Genomic DNA, 25315 nt, shown 5'->3' with positions numbered 1-25315 from the left:
CCCTCGGGACCGCCGTTGATGCAGTTGTGTTCCTGGAGGTGTCGTGGCCGAAGGGGGTACGCATGTCGGGCCGAGTGGCCCTCCTCATGCAGCTCCGGCTCGCTCATGCTGGGAAGAGCGGGGCCGGCTGAGTGGCCGTGCCCGTCGAACCCGTATGGAGGAAGCCCCATGAGGCGAGCCGTCGTTGCAGGAGTGGACGGATCCCCGGAGAGCCTGGCCGCGACCGACTGGGCAGCCCGTGAGGCCGCGCTCCGCGGCGTGCCCCTGCGCATCGTGCACGCCTGGCTCTGGCAGCCGCTGGACGTACCGATCGTCCAGGACAGGGAAGTGCAGACCCAGTCGGCCAACACCGTGCTGCGCGAGGCCGAGACACGCGTGTCCGACCGGCATCCCAACCTGTCGGTCACAGCCGAAGTGGTGCCGGATACAGCGGTTTCCGCCCTGCTCGCCGAGGCCGACCGGGCCGGCATGCTGGTCCTGGGATCACGCGGGCACGGGGCCATCGCCGGCTTCCTGCTCGGCTCGTACGGCCAGCAGGTCGTCGCGGCCGCGACATGCCCCGTGGTCTCTGTCCGAGCCCGCGGCACGGTCGCGCGCGAGGCAGAGGATGGCGGCGAGGTGGTGGTGGGCCAGCAGGGCGGGGCGCAGGACAGTGACGCCGTGCTCGATTTCGCCTTCGAGGCGGCTGCCGCACGGGGCGCGACCGTACGAGCGGTGCGGGCCTGGAGCCTGCCGCCCATCTTTGCCTACAGCCCGGGTTCGATGCGCCTTGCCGACGAGGCGGGAGGGCTGGAACCGTTCGAGAGGAAGGCTCTGGAGCAGGCGCTCGCTCCCTGGCGGGAGAAGTTCCCCGCCGTGCCGGTGATCGAGCACGTGGAAATCGGAAGCGCGGGGCAGGTGTTGCTGTCGGCCGCCGCCCGGGCCCAGTTGCTCGTGCTGGGCCGCCGGGTACGCCGCTCCCCCATCGGCACCCGCATCGGATCGGTGGCCCATGCCGCTCTGCACCATGCCCCCTGCCCCGTCGCCGTGGTGCCGCACGCCTGAGAACCGCTCGGCCCGCGCCGGGACGGGACCTCCCGGGAGGTTCTGCAACATCCTCCCGGGCCTGGCCGTCCGACGCCGGCCGGCCCCTGCGTCAGACGGCTGACACCCCGGTGCCGAGAGGAACCGGGGTGTCAGCTACTCGCGCGGGACGCGGACCGGGCACGTCACTTCCGGTGCGCGGCACCTCAGTTGCGTGAGCGGGCCTCATACGCCGGGGAGGCTGAGCCTGCTAGGCCCCCGTTGCCGCCCAGTGCCTGCGTGGCGATGACGGCGGCCTGAACCCGCCGCTCCACACCCAGCTTGGCCAGCAGCCGGGAGATGTTGTTCTTGACCGTCTTCTCCGCCAGGTAGAGCCGCTTGCCGATCTCCCGGTTGGTCAGGCCCTCACCCACGAGCGCCAGGATCTCCCGCTCCCGGTCGGTCAGCGCGGGCAGCCCCCGCTGCTGCTGTTCGTCCTGCGGCGCGCCGCCTCGCAGACGTGCCATCACACGGGCCGTGGCGCCGGGATCCAGCATGGACTGGCCGGCGGCCACTGTCCGTACCGCGGTGACGAGGTCGGTGCCGGTGATCTGCTTGAGGACATAGCCGGACGCCCCGGCCATGATCGCGTCCAGCAGTGCCTCTTCGTCATCGAACGAAGTGAGCATCAGACAGGCCAGATCGGGCATCTGGGAACGCAGCTCGCGGCATACGCTCACGCCGTCCCCGTCCGGAAGCCGCACGTCCAGTATGGCGACCTGCGGGCGCAGCGCGGGCACCCGCACCAGCGCCTGTTCGGCGGTGGCCGCTTCGCCGACCACGGTCAGGTCGGGCTCGGCGTCCAGCAGATCGTGCACACCACGTCGCACCACCTCGTGGTCGTCGAGGAGGAACACCCTGACCGGGTCCTTTTCGTTGAGGCCGCCACTGCTGTCCGTCATCACACACTCCGTATCCGCTGAGTCTTCGTCCGCCGGGGCGGACCTCTGCATGGTGACCTCAAAAGGGCCGAACGGCCAGGGCCGAACGTCCCCACACTGCCCATTGTGCAGGGCCGCTCGGTCGGTCGCGGGGGCCGCTGTCCCTGAGGTCCTGTCACGGCCCGGAAGGCCTTCGGCGGTGGGCGGGGGCCTGGGGGTTCGCCGTCAATGGCGGTCGCATGATGGCCTGTCGGGCTTCGGCCGAGCTGCCAGCCTGTTCGTCCGCGTGCATCAGCGTTGCGTCGCGACGGGCGGACGAACACAGAGCCTCTGGCAGACGGGCCCCGGAGAGGTCCGTTCGGCCCTGTCGCCGCACAGGCCCCTCGGGGACGCTGGCTGTCAGGGCAGCGGGCTGCTTCGAGGCACGATGCAAAGAGCAGAGGGTGGGCATGATGAACAACGAAGCCACGCCGCGGACGGGGACCAGCCGCGCCGTCACGGTGGCGCCCCGGCGTATGACGCGGCTCGACCGTGCCGAGGCTCTGCATCTGCTCGGCACCGTCTCGCTGGGACGCATCGTCTTCACCGAACAGGCCCTGCCCGCTGTCCGCCCCGTCAACCACCTCATGGACGACGAGGACATCATCGTCCAGCTTCACGAAGGCGCGACGCTCACCTCGATCGTGGCGCCCACCGACGAGGCGGGTGTCGTGGTGGCCTACGAAGCCGATGCCATCAACCCTGAAACACATCTGGGTTGGAGCGTCGTCGTCACCGGCTACGCCTGCCGGGTCACCGACGAGGCGGAACTCACCCGATACGCAGCCACGCTTCGCCCGTGGACGGAGCACTCTGCCCTGCCTGCCGCTCTGCGCATCCGGCCGGATCTCGTGACGGGATCACGGCTCAGCGTCTGATCGTTCAGCGTGGCTCCCCGTTCGCCGTCCCACTGGGGACGCTACCCGGTCACGCCCGCGATTCGGCTGCGAGAGGCGCCCGCCAGATGAGTCGGCTGCCGCCCTCGGCCGGCGTGTGGATGTCCAGGGTGCCGCCCACACTGCGCGCGCGTTCGGCGAGGTTGCGCAGGCCGCTGCGCCTGCCATCGGCCGGGATGCCCCTGCCGTTGTCCGTCACAGTAAGGATGACCTCGTCCGCGGTGGCCTGGAGGGACACTTCCACCCGCGTCGCGCGCGCGTGCCGGGCCGCGTTGCTCAGCGTTTCACCGAGGGCTGCCATGGCATGGTCGGCCACCGCCGGTGGTACGTCCGTGTCCAGCAGTCCTTCCATGCTCAGGCGCGGCGGGAAGCCCAGCGTCGTACCCGCTTCGCCGACGGCACGGGCGACGCGGGCGCGCAGACTCGGTCCCGTTTCGTCTTCCCGGGCGCGCAGTCCGAAGATCGTAGAGCGGATGATCTTGATGGTTTCGTCCAGGTCGCCCACGGCCCGCTGGACGCGTTCCGCGGCGCCGGCGTGCTCGACGAGGCGTGCGGCACTTTGCAGGGTCATGCCGGTGGCGAACAGCCGTTGGATGGCCAGGTCGTGCAGATCGCGGGCGATGCGGTCGCGGTCCTCCAGCAGGGCGAGCTGCTCGGCGTCGTTGCGGCGCTCGGCCAGTTCCAGGGCGAGCGCGGCCTGTCCGGCGAAGGCGAGCAGCGGCTGCAGTTCCTCGTCGGTGAAGACCGGGGCTCCAGAGGGGCGCGCCAGCAGCAGGACGCCTCGGGTGTCCTTGGCCGCGGTGCCCAGGGGTACGGCGACTGCCGGCCCGAGGCCTTCGGGGCGCGGCGGCCCTGCTGGGTAGCGGTCATCGTCGGCCAGGCCTGCCGTGCTCACCGGCGTACCCGCTTGGTAGGCGGCTCCCGACAGGGTGCCTTCGGCCGGTATCACCAGCCCCCGGCGCATGCCGTCGTCCGCGCCGATGGCCAGCTCGACGACCAGGTCATCGGTACTGGACAGGGGCACGGAAACATCAGCGACCAGCGCGTCGGTTATCTCCCGGGCGCGTCGGGCGATCAACTCCAGGACTTCCAGCCGGGGTTTGCCGGAGAGCAGGCCGTGGGTGATTTCCGCGTTCGCCTGCAGCCACCGATGCTGGCGCTGCGATGCCTCGTACAGCCGGGCGTTGTCGATGGCCACGCCGGCGGCCACGGACAGGGTGGATATCACCGACTCGTCCTCGGCGTCGAAGTCGTGGCCGCCGCGTTTGTCGGTGAGGTAGAGGTTGCCGAAGACCTGGTCGCGCACCCGGACCGGGACGCCGAGGAATGTGCGCATCGGCGGATGGTGGGCGGGAAAGCCGTACGACGCCGTGTGTGCGCCCAGATCGGTGAGACGCAGCGGCTCGGGGTTGCGGATCAACTCACCCAGCAGGCCGTGCCCGGCGGGCAAAGGGCCGATCTTCGCGACCTCCTCGTCGGTCAGCCCGACTGTCAGGAACTGCGACAGTGTCCGGCCGTCCGGCCCGATGACGCCCAGCGCCGCGTACTGTGCGTCGACCAGCTGCGCCGCAGCCTCCATGATGCGCTGCAGAACCTGCGCGAGGTCCAGCTCGCGGCCCACCGATACCACCGCCTCCAGAAGGCTGTGGACCCGATCCCGCGTTCCACGGGCCGCATTGATGCGGGCTTGCAGCTCCTCCAGCAGCTCATCCAGCCGCATCTGAGGCATCCGCGACAACGGCTCCTGCACGCCCACCGGCCCCCTCCTCCGTCGATCACGCGTACGGGCCAGCCTATCGGCGTACGCAGCGGGCCGAAGGGCCACGGTCCGGCGCAGCAGCCCCGTCCGCAATGACATATCGCACCCGCTACTTCATAAGCGGCTGGAAACTGACTCCGAAGCAGGCCGAGAACTTCGTGTCGCGAGGGAGTCTGCGATGGGAGGCGCTCTGGATCCCTATGCGGCTCTGGCGAGGCTCTTCGTTTCCGGTCGCTTCCGGGGAGATCGACGCACGCGAGTTCGAGTCCAGGTTCCGGGACCTCTTCCAGAACCTGCGGGACATTTCCGAAGAGGACTTCGCAGTGGTGAACGAACTCTTCTACGTGGAGGACTACGTGTCCGACGAGACCGCGCGGGATCCCGGTGCCGTGACGGAGGCCCAGCTGCTCGAGGGCACTCGCCTTCCTCACAGCGTGCCGTAAGTAGCGAGGGCGCCCGGACGTGGCCCGCACGAGCGATGGCGCTTTCTGGTGGTCGCCGCAACACGTGGTCGGTTGTCCGGGCCGCGAGCAGCTTGAGCAAGCGCTCGGCTGGGGTTTCCCAGCCGAGCGCTTGCGTGGGCGGCTGTTGAGTTCGGGGAAGACGTCCTGGAGGGGACTCGTCGGCCCCACCCCCGCGGCACCGTGACCGCTCGGGTACCCAAACGGCCCTGCAAGCAGTGTCGTTCGGCCCTTCGTCCCGCGGCCCAACGGCCCCAGCGGCTGCACCACGGTGCCGGGACAGTGAGAGGCGTCAAGCAGCGCCCCGACGTCCCCACCCTTGAAGGGATCACCAGCATGGCCGTGAACGAGCATCCTCAGGCTCCCCGTCGCCCGGGATTCCGCCTCCCGTCCCTGCGCGGGAACAGGACCGCAACCGCGTCCGCTTCCTTAGCGTCCGCGGATACGAAGGCCCCGCATACCTACGCCTTCGCGTCCCTGCGCCTGCTGACCGGGTTCGTCTTCCTGTGGGCGTTCCTCGACAAGACCTTCGGCTTCGGGTACGCCACCCCGTCCGGCAAGGGCTGGGTCGACGGCGGTTCCCCTGCCGAAGGCTTCCTCGGTCACGTCGCCGCCGGGCCGATGGAGTCCACCTTCCACTCCTGGGCGGGTGACACATGGGCGGACTGGCTTTTCATGCTCGGGCTCCTCGGCATCGGTCTCGCCCTTGTCGCAGGTATCGCGCTGCGCCTCGCCGCGGCCGCCGGCACCGTGATGATGGCTCTGATGTGGGTTGCGCAGTGGCCGCCGGCCCAGTACCTGTCCGACGGCTCCCCGAGCATGTCCACCAACCCGGTCGTGGAGTACCACGTGATCTACGCGGCCGTCCTGATCGCCCTCGCACCGGCCTCGGCCGGGGACACCTGGGGCATCGGCCGGATCTGGGCGAAGTTGCCGGTCGTACGCCGCAACGGCTGGCTGCGCTGACCCGGCGCGGGCGGAGCAACGCAGGAAGGGCGGGCCACCGGTCCCACACCGGGACCGGCGACCGCCTCCCGCCGCCAATCGCGCCCCCGGTCCCGCCCCCCGTGCACCACGCCGCGGCGCCTGTCGCGGTCGTCCCGCACGACTGACCGGCTCCGGCGGGCGACGATCGCGGAAGCCCCAGCCGCCCGTGTCGGCGGCACTCCGCCTGCCCGGTTGTCGTACGCAGCGGGCGTGAGCGGCACTCTCCGTTCACAGGCTTGCCGCGTGGTCGGGGACATAGGTCTGCAGGTCACGCGGCGGGCGTACATAGCCGGTGGAGGGCGGCCTGGACGGTAGTTCAAGGGTCGGCGGGGACACATCGTGGTAGGGAACGGAGGCGAGCAGATGAGCGATCATGTTGATCCGCGCCCGGCGCTTGTCGTCGCTCTCGACGACGTACCACGGCGCCTCCGCGATGTCCGTGTGGACCAGCATCTCGTCCTTCGCCCGGGAGTACGCCTCCCAACGGGTGAGCGATTGAAGATCCATCGGGGAGAGCTTCCACCGCCGTACCGGGTCCTCCAGCCGTCGGCGGAACCGCTCCTCCTGCATGGCGTCGCTCACCGAGAACCAGTACTTGCGCAGCAGGACCCCGTCCTCGACCAGCATCCGCTCGAAGATCGGGCACTGGTGGAGGAACCGCTGGTGCTCCTCCTTGGTGCAGAAGCCCATCACATGCTCGACACCGGCCCGGTTGTACCAGCTCCGGTCGAACAGCGCGATTTCGCCTGCAGCGGGAAGATGCGCGATGTAACGCTGGAAGTACCACTGGGTGCGCTCGCGCTCGGTGGGCTTGGGCAGGGCCACGATCCGAGCGACCCGGGGGTTGAGATGCTCCGCGACCCGTTTGATGGTGCCGCCCTTGCCTGCCGCGTCCCTGCCCTCGAACACCACGACGAGCCGGGCACCCTCGGCCTTCACCCACTCCTGGAGCTTCACCAGCTCCGTCTGCAGCCGCAGCAGCTCCCGCTCGTACTGCGCCCGCGGCAGCCTCTCGCGTTCCGACATGCCGCCTCCACGGTTCGACAACGATGCCCATCGACGACGTTACGGAGTCACCCATGCTCAAGGGCAAGCGCCAGAACAGCACCGTACTGAGCGACCAGGAGCTGCGCACCCTGGACGCCCACTGGCGGGCCGCCAACTATCTGGCGGCGGGCCAGATCTATCTGATGGCCAACCCGCTGCTGACCGAGCCCCTGCGCCCCGAGCACATCAAGCCCCGGCTGCTCGGACACTGGGGCACCTCGCCGGGGCTCAACCTCGTCCACACCCACCTCAACCGCGTCATCAAGGCACGCGGCCAGGACGCCCTGTGCATCTGGGGTCCCGGGCACGGCGGACCGTCAGTGCTCGCCAATTCCTGGCTGGAGGGCAGCTACACCGCGACGTACCCCGACATCACCCGTGACAAGGCGGGCATGGAGCGTCTCTTCCGCCAGTTCTCGTTCCCCGGCGGAGTGCCCAGCCACGTCGCCCCGGAGACCCCGGGCTCCATCCACGAGGGCGGCGAGCTCGGCTACTGTCTCGCCCACGCGTACGGCGCCGCGTACGACAACCCTGGCCTGCTGGTCGCCTGTGTCATCGGCGACGGAGAGGCCGAGACCGGACCGCTCGCCGCCTCCTGGCACTCCAACAAGTTCCTCGACCCTGTGCACGACGGAGCGGTGCTGCCCATCCTGCACCTCAACGGCTACAAGATCGCCAATCCTAGTGTTCTGTCCCGGCTGCCCGAGTCCGAACTCGACGAACTGCTGTGCGGCTACGGCCACGAGCCGATCCATGTCACCGGCGACAACCCGCTCCAGGTCCACCGTGCCATGGCCGAGGCGCTCGACGGGGCGCTGGACCGCATCGGGCAGTTCCAGCGCGCCGCCCGCGAGGACGGCATGAGCGAGCGCCCGCACTGGCCTGTCATCGTGCTCCGTACGCCGAAGGGCTGGACCGGACCCGCCGAAGTCGACGGCCAACCTGTGGAAGGAACCTGGCGCGCGCACCAGGTGCCGCTGGCCAACGTGCGCGAGAACCCCGAACATCTGCGGCAGTTGGAGGCATGGCTGCGCTCGTACCGGCCCGAGGAGCTGTTCGACACCGACGGCCGGCCCCGCGAGCAAGTACTCGCGTGCATGCCCGAGGGCGACCAGCGGCTCGGCGCCACCCCGCACGCCAACGGCGGCCTGCTGGTAAGGGAACTGCCCATCCCGTCCCTCGACCGCTCTGCTGTACCCGTCGACAAACCGGGCGCCACCATGCACGAACCCACCCGGGTCCTCGGCTCGCTCCTCGAACAGATCATGGAGGCCACGCAGACCCGCCGAGACTTCCGGGTGGTCGGCCCCGACGAGACCGACTCCAACCGGCTCGGGGCCGTCTTCGGCGCCACCGGCAAGGCCTGGCAGGCCGAGGTCCTGCCGACGGACCTGCATCTGTCCCGGCACGGCCGGGTCATGGAGATCCTTTCCGAACACCTCTGCCAAGGCTGGCTGGAGGGCTATCTCCTCACCGGACGCCACGGACTGTTCTCCTGCTACGAGGCCTTCGTCCACATCGTCGACTCCATGGTCAACCAGCACATCAAGTGGCTGAAGACCTCCCGGGCCCTCCCCTGGCGCGCCCCCGTCTCCTCCCTCAACTACCTGCTCACCTCACACGTCTGGCGCCAGGACCACAACGGCTTCTCGCACCAGGACCCCGGCTTCGTCGACCACGTGCTCAACAAAAGCCCCGAGGTCGTACGGGTCTACCTCCCGCCGGACGCCAACACCCTCCTGGCCGTCGCCGACCACGCCCTGCGCAGCCGCGACTACGTCAACGTGATCGTCGCGGGAAAGCAGCCCTGCTTCGACTGGCTGCCCCTGGACGAGGCCCGGGTGCACTGCGCACGCGGCGCCGGGATCTGGGACTGGGCCGGCACGGAGAACGGAGGCGAACCGGACGTGGTCCTCGCCTGCGCGGGAGATGTGCCCACCTTGGAGGTGCTGGCCGCGGCCCAGCTGCTCCGCCGTCATCTGCCGGACCTGACTGTCCGGGTCGTCAACGTCGTCGACATCGCCCGGCTGATGCCGCGCGAGGAACACCCGCACGGAATGAGCGACTTCGAGTACGACGGACTGTTCACCCGCGACAAGCCAGTGATCTTCGCCTACCACGGCTACCCGTGGCTGATCCACCGTCTCGCCTACCGCCGCACCGGCCACGCCAACCTCCATGTCCGCGGCTACAAGGAGAGGGGTACCACCACGACCCCCTTCGACATGGTCGTCAGCAACGACATGGACCGCTACCGCCTGGTCATGGACGTCATCGACCGCGTCCCCGGCCTCGCCGTCCGCGCCGCCGCCGTCCGCCAGCGCATGGCCGACACCCGCACCCGGCACCACGCATGGATCCGCGAACACGGCACCGACCTGCCCGAGGTCGCCGACTGGACCTGGACCGACTGAAACCCACCACCTCGACTCATCAGCCGGGAAACGGCAGCCACAGCGAAGTCCCGCAGAGGCAGCACCGCCTGCACACCCACCATCGTGGAGTCGGGCCCTGAAGCTGTGCACGCTTCAGGGCCCGGCGGGCACGCGCCGCCGGGGACGGTGGCAGACGAGCGCCGCCAGGATGAACGACCGACCGGGCAGATAGTCACCTGCTCGCTCCGCGGTCACCGCCCTGCCACGGCGGCATTGCCGTGACGGCCCACAGGCCGGGAATGACCCGGCCGGCTGCGTCCTGGACGAGCGCTGCCGGCCGGTGGCAGGAGACTGCTACTCCATGGGGTCCATGCTCTGTCCACCCCTACGGCAGGTTCGCCCGTCTGGAGCGGGACCTGACCGCCGAGGCAGCAACGGTGCCCGGCCCGCGCAGCCCGAGGGGACAGGCCCCCCGCCCAGGCATGACGCCCACGGTTGAGGAAGAGCGGTGGGGACGTTCTGCTCGGTGGCGGTCTGCTCGTGGGTGCGCACACGCTCCAGCAGGGCCTTCGTCGCCGCGACCGATCCTGCGTGGGCGCGGGCGGCTGCCGCAATAGGCGGGGCTACTGTCCGAGGGTTTCGAGCGTGGCGTTGAGGTCGGTGGTGCGGGGCTGGTTGTGGGGCAGTTTGGCCAGCAGGGCGGCCATGCCGCAGGTGTTGGTGGCGGCTGAGAAGACCAGGCCGCCTCCGATGGCGGCGGACAGCCAGCGGGCGGGCCGGTAGCGGGTACCGAGCGCGAGGCCGGCCATGACGAGGGCTCCGGCGGCGAGGCGAACCTGGCGTTCCATGGGCCAGGCGGCCTTGGCCGTCTCGTCACGCTGGACGGGGTGGCCCTGGCCGGCCCAGGCGGTGGTGCCGCCGGTGAGAGTGGTGGCCGGAACGTCGGCGGCGGCGAGCTGTTCGCAGGCGGTGGCGGAGCGGTTGCCGGAAGCGCAGACCATCAGCAGCTCACCGCGGGCGGCTGCTGCCTCGAGGGCGGGCAGGGCGGCGTGGAGGTGGCCGAGGGGGACGTTGTGGGCGCCGGGAATGTGGCCTGCGGCGTATTCGCCGGGGGTACGCACGTCGACGATGGTGTAGCGCGGCAGGCGCTCGGCAGCCTGGGCGGGGTGGATGGCGGCGGGGGTGCTCATGCGGATGGGGTTCCCTTTCGCTTTCTTCGTCCGGGGCTGGGCGTCCCGAATGGACTAGAATACCCTAGGGGGTATCCATGGAGGAGGAAGTGTGGAGCTGGAGATGGCGGCCGATGAGCTGAAAGGCGTGCTCAACCGGTTGCGGCGGGCGCAGGGGCAGATCGCCGGAATCATCAGGATGATCGAGGACGGCCGGGACTGCGAGGAAGTGATCACGCAGCTCGCGGCGGTCTCCCGGGCGCTGGACCGGGCCGGGTTCGCGATCATCGCGACGGGGTTGCAGCACTGCATGACTGACGGGGAGCAGGCGGCCGGGGACCGGGAGCAGATGCGGGCGAGGCTGGAGAAGCTGTTCCTGTCGCTGGCCTGAGCTGCGGATCATGTGAGGGCGTCGGCGAGCATGAAGGCGGCCACGGCCAGCAGTACAAGGGCAAACAGGCGTTGCAGGCGGGGGCCGGATACCTTTGCGGTGAGGCGTTTGCCGTCCCAGGCGCCCAGGATCGCGGTTGCGGTGAACGGCCCGATGACCGCCCAGTCCAGGTAGACGGCGGCGCCGGAGCGGGTGGCCAGCGAAGCCAGGGAGTTGGCGGAGATGACCAGAAGGCTGGTGCCGACGGCGGCCTGCATCTCGAAGGCCAGGACGGTGACCAGGACCGGGACGGCGAGGAAGCCTCCTCCCACTCCTAGCAGCCCGCACCCAGCCCCGCCCCGGTCCCCGCCGCCTTCCCCGGCCGCACCGCGCGGTCATCGGCCATTGCCGTGGCGGCAGGTCGAAGCATCCGGGTCGCCGCCAAGGCACCGGTGGCGGCGAACGCGATGGTGAGGACGGCCTGGGGCAGCCGGGCGGCGGCGGCTCCGGCCAGGGCCGCGGGCAGGATGCCGGCGGCGGCGAATGCCGCTCCCGCCTTCCAGCGCACATGTCCGGCCCGCGCGTGTGCGTACAGGGCAGTCAGGGAGGTGGCGGTGACGATGAGCAGGCTTGCGGTGGTGGCCGCGGCGGGGGTGAAACCGAGCAGGTAGATCAGCGCCGGCACCGCCAGGACGCTGCCGCCTCCGCCGAGCACACCGAGCGCCAGACCGACCACCGCCCCCGCGATCAGGGCCAGGATCAGGGCGCTCACGCTATCGAGCCGCCCTGCCCGCGCTCGTCAACCACCGGCAGCCCGGCCTTCGCCCAAGCGGTCATGCCGCCGATGACATCGACGACGTCGATGCCGCGCGCGGCCAGGAGCTTGGCGGCCTGCTGCGAGCGGTGACCAGAACGACAGATCGCCACCACCGGCCGGCCCTGCGCTTCGGCGGGTAGGACGGCGCCGGCCAGCAGCCGGGTCAGCGGCAGATGGAGGGCGCCGGGCGCATGCCCGGACTTCCACTCCGGCATCTCGCGCACATCCAACAGCACCACAGTGCCGTCACCAGTGCGCATGCGGGCCCGTTCGGGGGTCAGGCGGTCTTGACCGCGTCGGAAGAGGAACATCACGTGCCTTCGCTTACAGGTGAGGGGTGTCAGGAGCGGGTGACGGTCAAGCCCGCATCGACGGCGGCGTCGAAGCCGTCGTCGACCGCGACGACCCGGCGTCCCGTGGCGTCCAGGAGGGAGGCGGCGATCGCCGCGCGCATCCCGCCGGCGCAGTGCACCCACACCATGCCGCCCGGGACCTCACCGATCCTGCCGTGCAGCTCGTGAATCGGAATGTGCACCGAGCCCTCGACGTAACCTGCGGCGCGTTCGGAATCGCGGCGCACATCAAGCACCACAACCTCCTCGCCCCGCTCGCGCACCGTGGCGAGGTCGGTGAAGGTGGCGCGCCCGAACGAGGCGAGCGCCTCACCCTCGCGGGTCCAACTCGCCGGGTCGCCCGCGGCTGCGGAGGCCGGGCGGTCGATGCCGACCCGTGCCAGCTCCCGCTGCGCATGCGCGATCCGCTCCGGGGTCTCGGCGAGCAGAGTCACGGCCTTGCCCCACTGGATCAGCCAGGCCAGATACGTGGCGAGCTTGCCCTCGCCCTCGAAGTTGAACGACCCGGCCACGTGCCCTTCGGCGTAGGCGACGCGGCTGCGCAGGTCCACCACCCACTCACCTGCGGCCAGCCGCTCGGCAATCCGGTCGGCGTCGGCGGGCTCGGGCGGGGTGAGGTCGACGGGTACGGGGCCGGCGGCGTTGGCCGGGCCCATGTGCGCGTAGTAGGCGGGCACGTCCTCCAGCCCTGCCAGCATCCGTTCCACGAAGGTGTCCGCGTCCAGGGTGAGCGCGTCGTTGGCAGTACGTTCCTTGCCGATTGTGGTGGCGTCCCCCTCGGCCTGCGAGGAGGAGCAGAAGCTGCCGAACCCGTGGGTGGGCAGCACCGGCACCGCGTCGTCCAGCTCGTCGGCGAGACGGTGGGCGGATGCGTGCTGGGCGCGGGCCAGCTGCTCGGTCAGCCTCGGCTCGACCAGATCGGGACGCCCCACCGTGCCGATCAGCAACGAGCCGCCGGTGAAGGCGGCAACCGCCTGACCATCGTCCTCCAGCACGTAGGAGGTGTGGTGCGGGGTGTGACCCGGGGTGGCGATCGCCCGCAACAGCCAGACCCTCATCCACCGCGACCGTCTCGCCGTCAGCGATCGGGGTGCGGGCGAAGGCCACGTTCGCCGCGGCCGGAACCAAGTAGGCGGCGCCGGTGACGCGGGCCAGCTCCAGACCGCCGGTGACGTAGTCGTTGTGCACGTGCGTCTCCGCCACATACGCGATGCGCACCCCACACCTCGCCGCGGCGGCGATGACCTGGCCGATGTCGCGCGGCGGGTCGACCACGACCGCGACGCGGGCGCCGCCTGCCAGATAGCTGCGGTTGCCCAGGCCCTCGAACTCCAGGGTGTCAACGAAGAACACGACTACGGCTCCTCCATAGGAAGGATGTACCCCCGGGGGTATCTGTCATTTACTCTAACAGGAATACCCGGGGGGGTATTCTTAAAGGTGGGACAGCCCGGACCGGCATTGCCTCCATGCCGTCGGGTACCCGGCGGGGTATCAAGAATCCGGTCCTCCGCACCACCGAAGGGTGAGCACCCACCATGTCCTACGACCGCACCGTCAGCCTGGCCACCGTCGACTTCGACACCGCTGTCGCCAGGGTCCGCCAGGCCCTGGCCGAGCAGGGCTTCGGCATCCTCACCGAGATCGACGTGAAGGCCACCTTGAAGGCCAAACTCAGCCACTACATGGAGGACTACCTGATCCTGGGCGCCTGCAACCCGCCTCTGGCCCAACAGGCTCTGGAAGCCGACCGCTCCATCGGCCTGCTCCTGCCCTGCAACGTCGTCGTCCGCCGCGAGAGCGATCATGTCCTCGTCCAGGCTCTGGACCCCAACACCATGGTCGCCCTCACCGGCCTCGACGCCATGAAGCCTGTAGCCGCGGAAGCCACCGCCCGCCTCGATGCCGCCCTGAGCACCCTGGCCCCGGCCGCAGAAGGGCGCTGACAGCCCGTCGGCGCCCGGGTCACAGCCGCCCCGGCATCAGACAACGCCACGCCGCACTCCGCCCCGGTCACCTACGGCTCCGAGATCTGGCAGCCCCCTGCCAAGTGATGCCTGGACGCTCCCCCTGGTCTTCAGCTACGCGCCCTCGATCGACCCCGGCCTCGAGCTGGAAGTGGGCAGAATCGAGCCGGATCCTCGGCGATCTACTGCTGCCATGGCGACACAAGTGTCCCGGGGTGACAGTGGTGGAGAAGTCCGTCATCGGTCCGGCGGCGACACAGCTGCTTTGAGGTGGCAGCGGTTGGCGCAGGTCTGGTGGTCGCCGCGAGACACATCGGGAAGTCGCACCTGGGCCCGCGCATCGGTGACCATCACCCACGCGGTGATGCACCACTCCACCACGCCGGTGGCCGTGGTCGTCGCCCACCACTGACCTGTTTCTGCAGGAGGTTCCCGTGTCTTCACGCCCGCCTGACACGGCAACGGTGGCGGAAGTGGTGGAGGACGCCACGACCGCTCCGTCGATGCACAACGCACAGCCGTGGAGTTTCCGCTTCCTACGCGACAGCGGAGTCCTGCAGCTGCGCGGCGACCCCTCGCGCACCATGCCAGTGGAGGACCCCACGAATCGTGCGCTTCACCTCGGATGCGGCGCCGCCCTGCTCAATCTGCGCGTGGCGGCGGCGCATGCCGGGTGGTCAGCGGTCACCAGCCTGCTCCCCGATCCGGCAGACCCCTGGCTGTTCGCCTCGGTGGACCTCTCCGGGCCCCCTGGAGCCGACGAGGAGCTGGCTCTCCTCCACCCGGCCGTCCGCCGCCGCCACACCAGCCGTTTCCCGTTCACCGATGAGGAGATCCCGGAAGCCCTCATGGACGGGCTGCGGGGTGCCGCTCTGTTGGAAGAGGCGAGATTGACCTTCCCCCACGCCTGGCACGTGAAGTCGTTGCTCGATCTGGTGCACGACGCCGAAGGACGTGAGGCGCTCACCCCCGAGGTCCGCGAGGAAGTGGCCCGCTGGACGCAGACCGCAGACGGAAGCGACGCTACGCGGCCGGAGGGAATTCCTGCCGAGGCGTTCGGTCCCCGTCAGTGGGGCGCGAACGTGCCGGTACGGGATTTCGCCGGACGCCGAGCTGTACCCGGGCGCGAAACTGCCAAGTTCGAGAAGTGGCCCCGTCTCGCGCTGCTGGGCACGTCCACCGACCATCCGATGGACTGGCTCCGGGCAGGTCAGGCCATGGAACGCGTCCTGCTCCAGGCAACCCAGGACGGATTGGTCGCGTCCCTGACCTCCCAGGCACTGGAGTGGCCCGAACTCCGCTGGGCCGTCAGGGACCCGAGCTCGGCGGTGGGCTACGTGCACATGGTGATCCGCCTGGGATACGGGCCTGTCGGTCCGGCCACTCCCCGCCGGCCGGTGGGTGAGGTTCTCGACGTCGTATGACGCCGACCGCCTACGTTGCGGCTTCCGGCCAGCCGTACGGCGACCCGGGGCGGCCGCTGCGGTTCATCGGGTTCACCGACTTGATATCACGGTCCGCCACCTGCATCAGCTGACCGGCGAGATCGCTCATGGCGCGGCCCGCCGCGAGTTCGTCACCGATCTCGGGTATGTCAACGTCCTCCGGGCTGCACCGCGCACTGCCGCGGCCTGTGAGCATCGCATTGCCGGTGTCGAGCGAGGCCCGGGCCTTCGTCGTGCCGTCCTCCTCGAACAGGTACAGGCGGACCTTCCATTCCAGCGTCCGTGTCATCTCGTACCTCCTCGTCGGCGAGCGGTGGCGACCGGCCTCCTCGGCCGGTCCCCACCTCAGGATCCTCCCGTCCGCCCGTGACCGCGCGCCACTCAGACCCCGCCCGAATGAGGCCGGTGCGGCGGGACCGAGAGGAAGCACCTGGCGCGCGCCGGCACAGGGGCCATCAGCCCCCTGGTCGGGCCCGGTCGGCCCTGTCCGCGGCGGCCCTCGAATGCCACGCTCGGAGTCACCAAGCATCTACAGCGGGAAGGAACGGTCAGACGCACCGGGCCGTTGGTGGCGAGGCAATCCACGCGGCGGCCGTCATGAGACGCGACGCCCCAGGCCGCCGAGCGTCGGACCCGCGGTGCACTGGCGCCCGCAGGACGAGGCAAGAACCAACGAGTCCGGATGGTGGCATCGTGTCCGAGAAGCAGTCGGTTACGCAGGCGGAAACAGTGCGCACAGGCTGTGGCCGTACGATCAGCGTCTCCAGGTTCGTGTCCGAGGGGCTCCCTGCCGAGATGGGGCGAGTGGTCCTCGATACCGTGCGCGAACCGTATGACAGAAGTGAGGTCTGGGCTTCCCTGACGCCTGAAGAGGCCAGACGGATAGCCGGACTTCTGCTGTTCCAGGCCGAAGCGGTCGATCGCCCGCCAGCGGGCAGGGCGGGACACGCGGAGGTCACCCCGATCTCCGGCGATGCCTATGAAGTCACGATGCGAGGCCACGTACTGACGGTTGACCAGCCTGTCCCGGACGGTGGTCATGACACGGCGCCGACGCCGGTGGAACTGTTCGTGGCGGCTGTGACGTCGTGCGTCGCGCACTACGCCGGGCGGTTCCTCGACCGCCACGGCATTGCGCGCAAGGGGCTCCGTGTCGCCTGCGACTACACGATGGCTTCAGAACCCCCGCCGCGCGTCGCTTCGCTGAGCATCTGTGTCGACGTCCCCGAGTTGCCACCGTCCCGTGCCGCGGCCATGCAAGCGGTGATCTCACACTGCACCGTCAAGAACACGCTCGAGGCCCCGCCCGAAATCACCTTCACGCTGAGCGGGTACCGGGACCCCGAGTCTGCCGCACGGGAGTCGGGGGTCGGCCTCACGCGGTGACACTCACGCACCGCTGAGGTGGTCGATCACTGCGGTCACGTCGTCGAGAGCCTTGATCTGCGCAAGGAGCCGTGGCACATCGGCCTCCGCCATGTGGCCACTGAGGTCGACCACGCCGTTGCGTACGGTGACCTCCACGGCGCTTGGGGCGGCGGCCGGGAAGTGTTCGGCGAAGATCCTGGACTCGATCTCCTCTCGGATTTCGGCGTCATCACGTATCAGGGCGTTGAGCAGGGCGTTCCTGTGCACCACACCGACGAGGCGTCCGTCGTGGTCCGTCACCGGCAAACGCTTGAGACGGGACAGGGACACCAGCCAGGCCGCTTCGGCGACCGTTTGGCCGGGGTACACAGTGACGGCCGGCGTGGTCATCAGCGTCTCGGCGGTCTCGCCGCGTGCCTTGTCGTGCAGCCGCCGTTCCCTCAACCGTCCGAGCGCGCCCGGACGGTGCTCCGACGCCTCGACGGCGGCTTTGGCCAGCAGATCGGACTCCGACACCACACCCAGCACATGGTGCTCGGCGTCGACCACCGGAAGGCACCCGACGTGTTCACGGGTCAGATGCCGGGCCACGTCCACGAACGGCACGTCTCCGCGCACCGATGCGCCCGGTACGTCCATGACCTCACGGACCAGCAGGGGCGGGGGTTCAGCGCCGGCTGCGTGTGCCGAGGCCTTGCGCGCCGGCTCGGCGGGCACCGCCCCTGAGGCTGTGGGTCGCGGCGCCGCAACCTGTTTCGCGGAAACCGAGGCCACCGCGCCGAGGTAGCGCAGCAGCAGTTCCTCGCGCCGGGGCTCGTCAGCCCTCAGCGCCTTGCCCGGTACCGCCCGGCGGGCTTCGGCTCCTGCCGCGAAGTTCTCGCGCTCAGTCACGACGGGCTCCTCACTCCGGCCGAGTGGCTTACTCTCCTGGTCTCCCGCTGCCGGTTCTCAGCGGTCCTCGTAGGCCGATGGGGGCACGGTGGCCACCGGGCAGACGGCCCTGTGCAGCAGACCGTGCGGAACGGAGCCGAGCCGCATGCCGGTGAAGCCCTCCCGGCCACGGCGGCCGACGACCACGGCGAGGGCATGCTCGGCGGCCTTCGCCAGCGCCTCGACCGGGTGCCCCCGCAGCACCGTATGGCTCAGCGGCACGTCCCGGTAGGCAGCGGATCGCCCCGCGGTTGCTTCGTGCAGCTGCCGGTGGCACGACTCGAGTGCGGCCTGCTCGTCGAGGAATCCCAGCAGCGGGCGTTGCCACGCCCACACCGCGCGTACCGAGGCACCGCGCGAGGCGGCGGCTTCCAGGGCATGGTCCAGGGCTGCGTCGGCCGACGGGCTCCCGTCCACCCCGACCACGAGGTACGGCGGCTCCTCCACCGTGCGCTCGGTGTCCGGCACCACGACCACCGGACAGGCGGCGTTCGCACTCACCGGTACGGCCGTTGAGGCGGCGCTGAGCACCTCCGCCAGCCGGCCCAGTCGACGCGAGCCGAGAACCATCAGCCCCGCGTGCGCGGACTGTCGCACCAGCGCCTGCGCCGGATTGGCGTCCGTGATGAACGTCGTCACCTCAAGATCAGGCTGCCGTTCATGGGAGCGAGCCATGGCCTTGTCGAGTGCCTCGTCACCCAGCTGCCGCAAGGCCTTGTGATGGGCGGTCTCCTCAACGCCGCGCACGTGATGGGTCACCGGCAGCACCGCGTGGACCAACTGCAGTGGCACCCCGCGGCGGGCGGCTTCGTCGATCGCCCAGTCCAGGGCGGCATTCCGGTTTACGGCGTCGACGCCGAAGACGATCGGGAGTACACGGGTAGGTGCCATAGCTCCTCCACCGGTCTGCATCCCAGGTGGCGGCAGCCACCGGCTGCGGCCGGCTCATATCAACACGCTACGCCGGGGAGTTCAGCGCGGCAGGACCGAGTGGTCCCCTCTTCGCGGAGCCGTTCGCCCGTGAATCGGCGAGCCTGGGGACCTTCGGCCCCCGATGCTGCCCGTTCGACCCCTGCGATCTTGAACCTGGTGCGGTGGACTGGACATGCAGTATCCGCGATACCGAGGAGCCTGGTCATGGCTGTACTCGCACGCAAGCAGAAATTCCCGTTTCCCGACCTGCCCGACTGGTTCGAGGCTTTCCCCGCTCGATTCACCATGCCGGCCATGGCGGACCTGTACACGATGAGGCTCGAGGAATACACCGAGGGAAGCCGGTACATCGTCCGTGCCGAACTCCCCGGCATCGACGTCAAGGATCTCGACGTAACCGTCGAGGACGGCGTCCTCACCATCAAGGCCGAGCGCACCGAGCGCGACGTCGACAAGCACCGCAGCGAGATCCGCTACGGATCGATCACCCGCAGTCTCACCCTGCCCAAGAGCACGGACGAGAACGACGTCCGCGCCGAGTACGCCGACGGCATGCTCACCGTCAGCGTCGGCCTCGTCGAAGAGAAGCCGGAACCGAAGCACATCGAAATCACGCACACCACATGACGCGCATCCCTGGACGCCTGGGCGGACTGCGGCACATCCCGCCCAGGCGCCTCCCTGCAGGGAGCTACCTCCTCGTGGTCGTGAGCAGGTTCGTTCGGCCCCCGCGGGCGACTCTCGGCCTCTGCTGTCACCGCGCGCTGCTGGTGACGCTGGGAGGGAAGCCGCACACATGGCCCCGAAGGAGATCAGCACCATGACCCGTCATCTGACCGCCGGCGTGGACGGCTCGCCCGAAAGCCGCTGGGCGGCGGCGTGGGCCGCCGACGAGGCCGCGCTGCGCAGCCTGCCGCTGCGCCTCGTCTACGCCGAGGACTGGCCCGCATCGGTCACCATGCCGGTGACCGGCCCCGAGAAGCAGCAGCGTTGGTCCGACGACATGCTGACCGAGGTCGCGAACGACCTGCGGAAGCGCCATCCCGGGCTGGAGATCACCACCCGGAGGCTCTCCGCACGGCCCCCGGCGGCCCTGTCCGTCGAGGCGGGCGAGGCGGACCTGCTGGTCCTCGGTTCGCGTGGGCTCAGCCGCATCACGGGGTTCCTCATCGGCTCGGTCGGCCTGCCCACGATCAGCGCCACCGAGCGGCCGGTCGTGCTCGTACGAGCGGCCACGCGGGCGGACGACGTGCCGCCGCCCGCCCGTACCGGCCCCTACCGCGACCTGGTCGTCGGTGTGGACGTCCACCAGCCCTGCGACGCGCTCCTGGCCTTCGCCTTCGACGAAGCCGCACGGCGCGACTGCACGCTGCGCGCCGTGTACGGCTGGTCGCTCCCCCTGGTCGTCGCCCAGGATCCCCTGCTCGATCATGGAGTCCGCCGGGAGGCAGCCGCGGAAGTCGACCGCGCGCTCGCCGACCTGCTGATGCCCTGGCGGCAGAAGTTCCCGTCGGTGGACGTCGTCGAGCAGGCCCTTGTGGGCTCTGCTGGAGAACAGCTGATCCACTGCGCCACCGACGCCGATCTCGTGGTCGTCGGCCGGCACATCCGCAAGTCCCCCCTGGGAGCTCACATCGGCCCGATCACCCACGCGGTGACCCACCACTCGCCGGCGCCCGTCGCCATCGTCGCCCACGACTGATCGCCGTGCCCGACAAGAGGGTTTCCTGCGCACGGCACTCGGCACGATCGCCGTGGAATCCGCGGATCCCTCGTGGAGGACACGACGACGGCGGGCACAACACGGCATGCCCCGACCTGCCACGGACCAAGGCCGCATGGGTACACAGCGGGGACCTCCTGGCCCAAGTGCGAGGCGTGCCGCTGACGCAGCCTGGAGGCGTGGACTGCGACCGCGAGCAGGGCAGGCGGTCCCCCTGGGGATCATCCGGCCCGGGCGGAGGTGGGCACGCCGTGTGAAGGTGGAAGCCGTTCCTCATATTCGAGGGCTGCTCCCATGGAGGAAACGGCTGCGAACAACACCACAGCGCGCCGCGACCGGCGGTCCAGACCGGCGGTCCTGACCTTCCTCGGCGGCGTGGGCACCGTCACCGGAAGCAAGTTCCTCGTCGAGAGCGACCACGCCCGCATCCTCGTCGACTGCGGGCTCTTCCAGGGCCTTGCCGACCTGCGGCGCCGCAACTGGCGAACGCTGCCCTGCGATGCCGGGGACATCCACGCCGTGGTCGTCACCCACGCCCATCTCGACCACTGCGGTTACCTGCCCCGGCTCGTCCGCCATGGCTTCCGCGGCCCGATCCTGACCAGTGCGTACACGGCCCGGCTCGCGGAGATCGTGCTGGGACAGCGCGCGCCTCCAGATTGAGCAGGCCCAGCACGCCAATGAACGGGGCTGGTCCAAGCACCGGCCCGCCAAGCCGCTGTACGACGACAATGACGTCGACACCACGCTCAAGTACTTCGATCCGGTGCCGATCGACACCGAGATCGAGATCATGGCCGGGACCCGGCTGACACTGCGCGGTGCCGGCCACATCCTCGGATCGGCCTGGGGCCGCCTCACCCTGGAGGGCGGGCACACCCTGGCCGTCAGCGGCGACCTCGGCCGCCCCGGGCACCCGCTGCTCCGCCCGGCCGAGCCCTTCTCCGGCGCGGACATGCTGCTCATGGAGTCGACGTACGGCAATCGCCGGCACGACGACGAAGCGGGACGCGCCGGTTTCACCGCCGTACTGACCCGTGCGCTCAGCCGCGGCGGCACTGTGATCATCCCCGCCTTCGCCCTCGACCGCACCGAGGTCGTCCTCCACGAACTCGCCGGACTGCGCCGGGCGGGAGTTCTGCCCGCGTCGGTGCCCGTGTACGTGGACAGCCCCATGGCCTTGGCCGCCCTGGACGTCTATCGCGACGCGATCCGGGCGCAGGCGCGAGAGCTACGTCCCGATGTCGCCGCGCACGGCACGGCCGTCCTCAGCCCCGAACCCTTCCTCGCCACCCGCACGGTCCAGGAGTCCATCGAGATCAACCACGCCCAGGGTCCGGCCGTGATCGTCTCCGCGGCCGGCATGGCGACCGGCGGACGCGTGCTGCACCATCTACGGCGTCTGCTGCCCGATTCCCGCAACGCCGTGGTGATCGTGGGATTCGCTGCCGAGGGCACACGGGCTCGGGATCTGGTGGACGGCGCACGCACGCTCTAGATGTTCGGCGAGTACGTGCCCCTGCGCGCCGAGATCGCGAACGTCCCGCACTTCTCGGCGCACGCCGACGCCGGCCAGCTCCTCGACTGGCTTCGCGGGGCTCCCGCACCGCACACGACGTACCTGGTGCACGGCGAGCCCGACGCCGCCGCAACGCTGCGCGAGCGCATTGACCGGGAGCTGGGCTGGACCGCGGTCGTACCCCGCTCCGGTGAGGCGGTCCTCGTCCGCTGAGACGTGCCGCCCGGGAGTGAACACGGTGCGGTCACCAGCGCGCGTGACCGCTTTCCCCAGGGCCGGAATGCATCAGCCACGCCACGGTGCGGCTGATGTCCGATGCGGAGAGGATGCCGATGAGCCAGGTGCCATCCAGCACCAGAACTCGGTGCGCGGCACCCGGCTGCATGCGTGGCAGAAGATCCGTGAGCGCATCGTCCGGCCGTGCCACGGCGACCTGGGACAGGGGCAGCATCACGTCGCCCACCGTCACGACGCTCTGCCGCTCCCCCTGCACCGCTCTGGCAGCGTCCAGTGTCACCAGGCCGACCGGGGCTCCGCCGTCCCCGGTCACCGGGAACGCGGAATGCCGGAACCGGTACAGCGGGTCGGCCAGGAACCTGTCGACGGGGAGACCGGCCGGTACCGAGACCGGATCCGGGGTCATGGCCTGACGCACCGGGACGCCGGCGAGGGTGGCGCGCAGCTCTGCCTGCCTCCCCTCCAAGGTGGCCGCCGCGACGAGGAACCAGCCGATCACGGCCAGCCACAGCCCGGCGAAGGAACCCGTCCTCATCAGGAGAAGCAGTCCCAGCACGGCAAGGAACCAGCCGAAGATCCGACCCGCCGTCGCCGCCCCCGCCGTCGCCCGCAGCCGGTCCCCCGTCCGCCACCACAGGAAGGCCCGCAGCAGCCGCCCTCCGTCGAGCGGCGCTGCGGGAACGGCGTTGAACACGGCGAGCAGCAAATTGATGCCGGCCAGCCACACCATGCCCTCCACGGCAAGACCTGACGCGGATGCCCGGGCGAGCAGCCACGCCCCTGCCGCGAAGAGGCCGCCGAGCACGAGGCTCACGAGGGGGCCGACACCCGCGATGCGCACCTCGGCGGCAGGGCTGGACGCCTCCGACTTGAGCCGGGCCGCTCCGCCGAGAAACCACAGCACGATGTCGTCGACTTCGACGCCGTTGCGGCGAGCCACAACGGCGTGGGCGAGTTCGTGGGCGAGCAGTGAGGCGAAAAAGACCACGGCCGCTGCCAGCCCGGTCAGCCAGTACACGACCGGGGCGTGTCCGGGGTGCGTCTCCGGCAGCCGACCCTGCGCGAGACCGAGCGCGATGATGGCGAAGACGAGGAACACGCTCCAGTGCACTCCGATCCGGACGCCGGCAATGCGTCCCAGCGGAAGCGTCGCGCGCACTGTGTACTCCCAGCTCGACCGTGTCGGCACAGAAACGGCGGGGAGGACCATCCACTTCTCGTGGATCCTGATTGCACGGTGCGCGGTCTCGCTCCGCTGCTCCGTGGCCTCGTCCTGTCCTCCTCGTCAATTCCAGTGAAGCGCCACCGGCCTGTGCGGCACAGGCCCACAAGGGGCACATCGCAGGGACCATTCGGCCCTTCCTGGTGGGGCCGCCCATCCTGGGCCCTAAGGCCTGGCCGCGTATGAAGGCGAACGAGGTCGAGCACCGATGTCCCGCCGTGTGACAGCCGGCCGTGCACGGCCGGAACTGCCGAACCCGCTACGGCCGGCGGCAGGAACGCGGCCACGCCCCCTGCCGGTTCCGGCCGCACTGGCCACGTTGGAGCTCGCGGTCCGCCCGCTGGATCTTCGGCAGGCGGCCAGGCTCTGGGGCATCGACGATTCACGGCTTGCGCTGCTCGTGCACGCTGTCGTGGGAGGAGCCCCCGCATACCGGTACGAGTTCGTCTCCGACGACACCCCGACAGGTCCGGACGACTTCGACGGCTCTTCGACGCATTGGTGGTAGCACCGGACTTCGCCCAGATGTGACGGAACTGGGCTGCGGAATTCGCCGCACCTGACACTTTCGGGGCACCTGCCGGAACCGTGTCCCACGGTTCCATTCCGGGTCCGCAGGGTTCCACGGCATTCGACATCGAGGGGGTCGTGCGCGCTGAGTCGGACCACCGGCCGGGCGCCCTGCTGTCGGTCGGACAAAGCGCACTGGAACGAGATCATGGATCTCGACAACCTGGAACGTCTGCGCCACGTGTTGGCACTATTGCCGACAGCGGCGAAGACGTCGGCCGGGCAAGGCCTGCGTGCTACAGCGGTGCCGGTTTCAGCCCTGAACTACGCGCGGCGGAGGCCCGCGGTGAGGTGCTCCTCGTCGGCCTCGATCGCCTGTACCACGGTGCGTAACCGTAGCGAGCCATCAGCCTTCGACGGGCCGTGTCACGCGGGAATGCGTGCTCGGGAGCCGTGTTCCGCTCCTAGCGGCCTCGCCGTTGGCCGTCACAGCGCCGATCGTCCCCGGCAGGCAGCAACGAGGACTCGGCGCGCCGCCCGGCAGCGGCCCCCAGCCAGTGACTGACATATCTGCGGACCGAAAACGGGTCGGACCTGGTCTTCAAGCGCCGCCCTGACAGGGCCGCATCGCCCCCGATCCTCGTCGCCCGCCCGCACGGGGTGAGGTGCCACACCGGCTGCGGCGCGGAGACCGGACACGTACCGCTGGTGACGTACACGATCGCCGTCTCTTCGAGCAGCATTGGGGCGTCGCCACTGGTGGTCACTTAGCAGAGCAAATGACGGGTGAGGCTTGGGGTGCGGGCGTGCGAGTGAGGGAGGTGCGGTGAGCGGTCTGGTGGTCGTGGGAGTGGATGGCTCGGCGTCAAGTCTTGCCGTGGTGGAGGCGGCGGCGGGAGGGCGGGTTGTGCATGCGTTCATCTGGCCCACGATGCATCTACCCCTGGGGCCGTCGACGCCGGGCAGGCCCGAAGGCGGGTTGCGGAACGTGGTCGAGCAACTGGTGGCCGAGGCGGTGGCGCGCGCCAGGACGGTGACGCCGGAGGTGGACGTCACCCATGCCGTGGTGAACGGTGGTTGACGGTGCTGGAGGCACAGTCGCGCGGAGCGGAGTTGGTGGTCGTCGGGTCCCGGGGCATGGCGAGCAGCAGCCGGGAGATCGACGACGAGATCCTGGACGAGACATTGGGGCTCTTCCCAGGCGCGGTCCAGGTGCATGTGACCAACGGTGTGGTCACGCTCAAA

25 protein-coding genes and 3 pseudogenes are annotated in these 25315 nt (G+C 70.0%); 17 read left to right on the top strand and 11 right to left on the bottom strand.

Features of this window, described 5'->3' with window-relative positions; translation table 11 throughout:
• Positions 1-168 precede the first annotated feature (168 nt).
• Positions 169-1044, top strand: coding sequence for a universal stress protein (locus ABZ208_RS33905; protein WP_356913287.1), 876 nt, complete (start codon positions 169-171; stop codon positions 1042-1044).
• Between the two features lie 185 nt (positions 1045-1229).
• Here the strand turns inward: ABZ208_RS33905 and ABZ208_RS33900 are convergent, their stop codons facing one another.
• Positions 1230-1964, bottom strand: a complete 735-nt coding sequence (locus ABZ208_RS33900) for a response regulator transcription factor (protein ID WP_356913286.1) — start codon at positions 1962-1964, stop codon at positions 1230-1232.
• A gap of 428 nt (positions 1965-2392) precedes the next feature.
• On the opposite strand from ABZ208_RS33900, the gene ABZ208_RS33895 reads away from it, so the two are divergent.
• Positions 2393-2860, top strand: coding sequence for a pyridoxamine 5'-phosphate oxidase family protein (locus tag ABZ208_RS33895; protein WP_356913285.1), 468 nt, complete (start codon positions 2393-2395; stop codon positions 2858-2860).
• A gap of 49 nt (positions 2861-2909) precedes the next feature.
• Here the strand turns inward: ABZ208_RS33895 and ABZ208_RS33890 are convergent, their stop codons facing one another.
• Positions 2910-4598 (bottom strand): GAF domain-containing sensor histidine kinase, encoded by a 1689-nt coding sequence (locus ABZ208_RS33890; RefSeq protein ID WP_356913307.1) that lies wholly within the window; start codon positions 4596-4598, stop codon positions 2910-2912.
• Between the two features lie 131 nt (positions 4599-4729).
• Between ABZ208_RS33890 and ABZ208_RS33885 the strand changes: the two genes are divergently transcribed.
• Together ABZ208_RS33885 and ABZ208_RS33880 are read left to right on the top strand one after the other, a co-directional pair.
• Positions 4730-5080 (top strand): hypothetical protein, encoded by a 351-nt coding sequence (locus ABZ208_RS33885; protein WP_356913284.1) that lies wholly within the window; start codon positions 4730-4732, stop codon positions 5078-5080.
• 354 nt (positions 5081-5434) lie between these two features.
• On the top strand, positions 5435-6064 hold the full coding sequence (locus ABZ208_RS33880; RefSeq protein ID WP_356913283.1) for a hypothetical protein: 630 nt from the start codon (positions 5435-5437) through the stop codon (positions 6062-6064).
• 249 nt (positions 6065-6313) lie between these two features.
• On the opposite strand, the gene ppk2 is transcribed toward ABZ208_RS33880, so the two are convergent.
• Positions 6314-7111 (bottom strand): polyphosphate kinase 2, encoded by a 798-nt coding sequence (ppk2, locus tag ABZ208_RS33875; RefSeq protein WP_356913282.1) that lies wholly within the window; start codon positions 7109-7111, stop codon positions 6314-6316.
• Positions 7112-7164: 53 nt separating this feature from the next.
• On the opposite strand from ppk2, the gene ABZ208_RS33870 reads away from it, so the two are divergent.
• Positions 7165-9546, top strand: a complete 2382-nt coding sequence (locus ABZ208_RS33870; protein WP_356913281.1) for a phosphoketolase family protein — start codon at positions 7165-7167, stop codon at positions 9544-9546.
• 584 nt (positions 9547-10130) lie between these two features.
• Here the strand turns inward: ABZ208_RS33870 and ABZ208_RS33865 are convergent.
• Positions 10131-10697, bottom strand: a complete 567-nt coding sequence (locus tag ABZ208_RS33865) for a rhodanese-like domain-containing protein (protein ID WP_356913280.1) — start codon at positions 10695-10697, stop codon at positions 10131-10133.
• A gap of 91 nt (positions 10698-10788) precedes the next feature.
• Between ABZ208_RS33865 and ABZ208_RS33860 the strand changes: the two genes are divergently transcribed.
• Positions 10789-11067, top strand: coding sequence for a metal-sensitive transcriptional regulator (locus tag ABZ208_RS33860; protein ID WP_356913279.1), 279 nt, complete (start codon positions 10789-10791; stop codon positions 11065-11067).
• Between the two features lie 8 nt (positions 11068-11075).
• Here the strand turns inward: ABZ208_RS33860 and ABZ208_RS33855 are convergent.
• The 3 genes and pseudogenes from ABZ208_RS33855 to ABZ208_RS33845 all read right to left on the bottom strand — a co-directional run bounded on the left by ABZ208_RS33855 (position 11076) and on the right by ABZ208_RS33845 (position 13569).
• Positions 11076-11818: pseudogene (locus ABZ208_RS33855) on the bottom strand (sulfite exporter TauE/SafE family protein).
• On the bottom strand, positions 11815-12174 hold the full coding sequence (locus ABZ208_RS33850; RefSeq protein ID WP_356913278.1) for a rhodanese-like domain-containing protein: 360 nt from the start codon (positions 12172-12174) through the stop codon (positions 11815-11817). Before ABZ208_RS33850 ends, ABZ208_RS33855 begins: the two are co-directional and overlap by 4 nt.
• Before the next feature lie 29 nt (positions 12175-12203).
• Positions 12204-13569 (bottom strand): annotated as a pseudogene (locus tag ABZ208_RS33845) (MBL fold metallo-hydrolase).
• A gap of 185 nt (positions 13570-13754) precedes the next feature.
• On the opposite strand from ABZ208_RS33845, the gene ABZ208_RS33840 reads away from it, so the two are divergent.
• From ABZ208_RS33840 to ABZ208_RS33830, 3 genes are all read left to right on the top strand, one after another.
• Positions 13755-14162, top strand: coding sequence for a DUF302 domain-containing protein (locus tag ABZ208_RS33840; protein ID WP_356913277.1), 408 nt, complete (start codon positions 13755-13757; stop codon positions 14160-14162).
• A gap of 301 nt (positions 14163-14463) precedes the next feature.
• Positions 14464-14595 (top strand): hypothetical protein, encoded by a 132-nt coding sequence (locus tag ABZ208_RS33835; RefSeq protein ID WP_356913276.1) that lies wholly within the window; start codon positions 14464-14466, stop codon positions 14593-14595.
• Positions 14596-14617: 22 nt separating this feature from the next.
• Positions 14618-15607, top strand: a complete 990-nt coding sequence (locus tag ABZ208_RS33830; RefSeq protein ID WP_356913275.1) for a nitroreductase — start codon at positions 14618-14620, stop codon at positions 15605-15607.
• Between the two features lie 10 nt (positions 15608-15617).
• On the opposite strand, the gene ABZ208_RS33825 is transcribed toward ABZ208_RS33830, so the two are convergent.
• Positions 15618-15917, bottom strand: coding sequence for a DUF1876 domain-containing protein (locus ABZ208_RS33825; RefSeq protein ID WP_356913274.1), 300 nt, complete (start codon positions 15915-15917; stop codon positions 15618-15620).
• Positions 15918-16321: 404 nt separating this feature from the next.
• Between ABZ208_RS33825 and ABZ208_RS33820 the strand changes: the two genes are divergently transcribed.
• Complete coding sequence (locus tag ABZ208_RS33820; protein ID WP_356913273.1) at positions 16322-17014, top strand: OsmC family protein; 693 nt, start codon at positions 16322-16324, stop codon at positions 17012-17014.
• A 3-nt stretch (positions 17015-17017) separates the two neighbouring features.
• On the opposite strand, the gene ABZ208_RS33815 is transcribed toward ABZ208_RS33820, so the two are convergent.
• On the bottom strand, positions 17018-17887 hold the full coding sequence (locus tag ABZ208_RS33815) for a CBS domain-containing protein (RefSeq protein ID WP_356913272.1): 870 nt from the start codon (positions 17885-17887) through the stop codon (positions 17018-17020).
• Positions 17888-17944: 57 nt separating this feature from the next.
• Complete coding sequence (locus ABZ208_RS33810) at positions 17945-18817, bottom strand: universal stress protein (RefSeq protein ID WP_356913271.1); 873 nt, start codon at positions 18815-18817, stop codon at positions 17945-17947.
• A gap of 246 nt (positions 18818-19063) precedes the next feature.
• On the opposite strand from ABZ208_RS33810, the gene ABZ208_RS33805 reads away from it, so the two are divergent.
• From ABZ208_RS33805 to ABZ208_RS33785, 5 genes are all read left to right on the top strand, one after another.
• A complete protein-coding gene (locus ABZ208_RS33805) occupies positions 19064-19486 on the top strand; it encodes an Hsp20/alpha crystallin family protein (protein ID WP_356913270.1) in 423 nt (140 codons plus the stop codon).
• 193 nt (positions 19487-19679) lie between these two features.
• A complete protein-coding gene (locus tag ABZ208_RS33800) occupies positions 19680-20561 on the top strand; it encodes a universal stress protein (RefSeq protein WP_356913269.1) in 882 nt (293 codons plus the stop codon).
• Between the two features lie 315 nt (positions 20562-20876).
• Positions 20877-21245, top strand: a complete 369-nt coding sequence (locus tag ABZ208_RS33795; RefSeq protein WP_356913268.1) for an MBL fold metallo-hydrolase — start codon at positions 20877-20879, stop codon at positions 21243-21245.
• Complete coding sequence (locus ABZ208_RS33790; RefSeq protein WP_356913267.1) at positions 21187-22080, top strand: MBL fold metallo-hydrolase; 894 nt, start codon at positions 21187-21189, stop codon at positions 22078-22080. The genes ABZ208_RS33795 and ABZ208_RS33790 overlap by 59 nt, the downstream gene beginning before the upstream one ends.
• Complete coding sequence (locus ABZ208_RS33785) at positions 22081-22314, top strand: MBL fold metallo-hydrolase RNA specificity domain-containing protein (RefSeq protein WP_356913266.1); 234 nt, start codon at positions 22081-22083, stop codon at positions 22312-22314. It abuts the gene before it with no gap.
• Between the two features lie 31 nt (positions 22315-22345).
• Here the strand turns inward: ABZ208_RS33785 and ABZ208_RS33780 are convergent, their stop codons facing one another.
• Positions 22346-23497 carry a site-2 protease family protein gene (locus tag ABZ208_RS33780; protein WP_356913265.1) on the bottom strand — a complete coding sequence of 384 codons (1152 nt, stop codon included), beginning with the start codon at positions 23495-23497 and terminating at the stop codon, positions 22346-22348.
• Between the two features lie 271 nt (positions 23498-23768).
• Here ABZ208_RS33780 and ABZ208_RS33775 point away from each other — a divergent pair, with 271 nt between their 5' ends.
• Both ABZ208_RS33775 and ABZ208_RS33770 read left to right on the top strand, forming a co-directional pair.
• Positions 23769-24068, top strand: a complete 300-nt coding sequence (locus ABZ208_RS33775) for a hypothetical protein (protein WP_356913264.1) — start codon at positions 23769-23771, stop codon at positions 24066-24068.
• An 828-nt stretch (positions 24069-24896) separates the two neighbouring features.
• Positions 24897-25315, top strand: a pseudogene (locus ABZ208_RS33770) (universal stress protein); the annotation flags it as partial.

This window comes from Streptomyces sp. NPDC006208 (genome assembly GCF_040613775.1).
GTDB lineage: Bacteria > Actinomycetota > Actinomycetes > Streptomycetales > Streptomycetaceae > Streptomyces.
This window is presented reverse-complemented; position numbering and strand designations above follow the sequence as displayed.

Coding starts and splice junctions, on each gene's coding strand:
- ABZ208_RS33905 (WP_356913287.1), top strand. CDS start 169: ATGAGGCGAGCCGTCGTTGCAGGAGTGGACGGATCCCCGGAGAGCCTG.
- ABZ208_RS33900 (WP_356913286.1), bottom strand. CDS start 1,964: ATGACGGACAGCAGTGGCGGCCTCAACGAAAAGGACCCGGTCAGGGTG.
- ABZ208_RS33895 (WP_356913285.1), top strand. CDS start 2,393: ATGATGAACAACGAAGCCACGCCGCGGACGGGGACCAGCCGCGCCGTC.
- ABZ208_RS33890 (WP_356913307.1), bottom strand. CDS start 4,598: ATGCGGCTGGATGAGCTGCTGGAGGAGCTGCAAGCCCGCATCAATGCG.
- ABZ208_RS33885 (WP_356913284.1), top strand. CDS start 4,730: ATGACATATCGCACCCGCTACTTCATAAGCGGCTGGAAACTGACTCCG.
- ABZ208_RS33880 (WP_356913283.1), top strand. CDS start 5,435: ATGGCCGTGAACGAGCATCCTCAGGCTCCCCGTCGCCCGGGATTCCGC.
- ppk2 (WP_356913282.1), bottom strand. CDS start 7,111: ATGTCGGAACGCGAGAGGCTGCCGCGGGCGCAGTACGAGCGGGAGCTG.
- ABZ208_RS33870 (WP_356913281.1), top strand. CDS start 7,165: ATGCTCAAGGGCAAGCGCCAGAACAGCACCGTACTGAGCGACCAGGAG.
- ABZ208_RS33865 (WP_356913280.1), bottom strand. CDS start 10,697: ATGAGCACCCCCGCCGCCATCCACCCCGCCCAGGCTGCCGAGCGCCTG.
- ABZ208_RS33850 (WP_356913278.1), bottom strand. CDS start 12,174: ATGTTCCTCTTCCGACGCGGTCAAGACCGCCTGACCCCCGAACGGGCC.
- ABZ208_RS33840 (WP_356913277.1), top strand. CDS start 13,755: ATGTCCTACGACCGCACCGTCAGCCTGGCCACCGTCGACTTCGACACC.
- ABZ208_RS33825 (WP_356913274.1), bottom strand. CDS start 15,917: ATGACACGGACGCTGGAATGGAAGGTCCGCCTGTACCTGTTCGAGGAG.
- ABZ208_RS33810 (WP_356913271.1), bottom strand. CDS start 18,817: ATGGCACCTACCCGTGTACTCCCGATCGTCTTCGGCGTCGACGCCGTA.
- ABZ208_RS33805 (WP_356913270.1), top strand. CDS start 19,064: ATGGCTGTACTCGCACGCAAGCAGAAATTCCCGTTTCCCGACCTGCCC.
- ABZ208_RS33800 (WP_356913269.1), top strand. CDS start 19,680: ATGACCCGTCATCTGACCGCCGGCGTGGACGGCTCGCCCGAAAGCCGC.
- ABZ208_RS33795 (WP_356913268.1), top strand. CDS start 20,877: ATGGAGGAAACGGCTGCGAACAACACCACAGCGCGCCGCGACCGGCGG.
- ABZ208_RS33785 (WP_356913266.1), top strand. CDS start 22,081: ATGTTCGGCGAGTACGTGCCCCTGCGCGCCGAGATCGCGAACGTCCCG.
- ABZ208_RS33775 (WP_356913264.1), top strand. CDS start 23,769: ATGTCCCGCCGTGTGACAGCCGGCCGTGCACGGCCGGAACTGCCGAAC.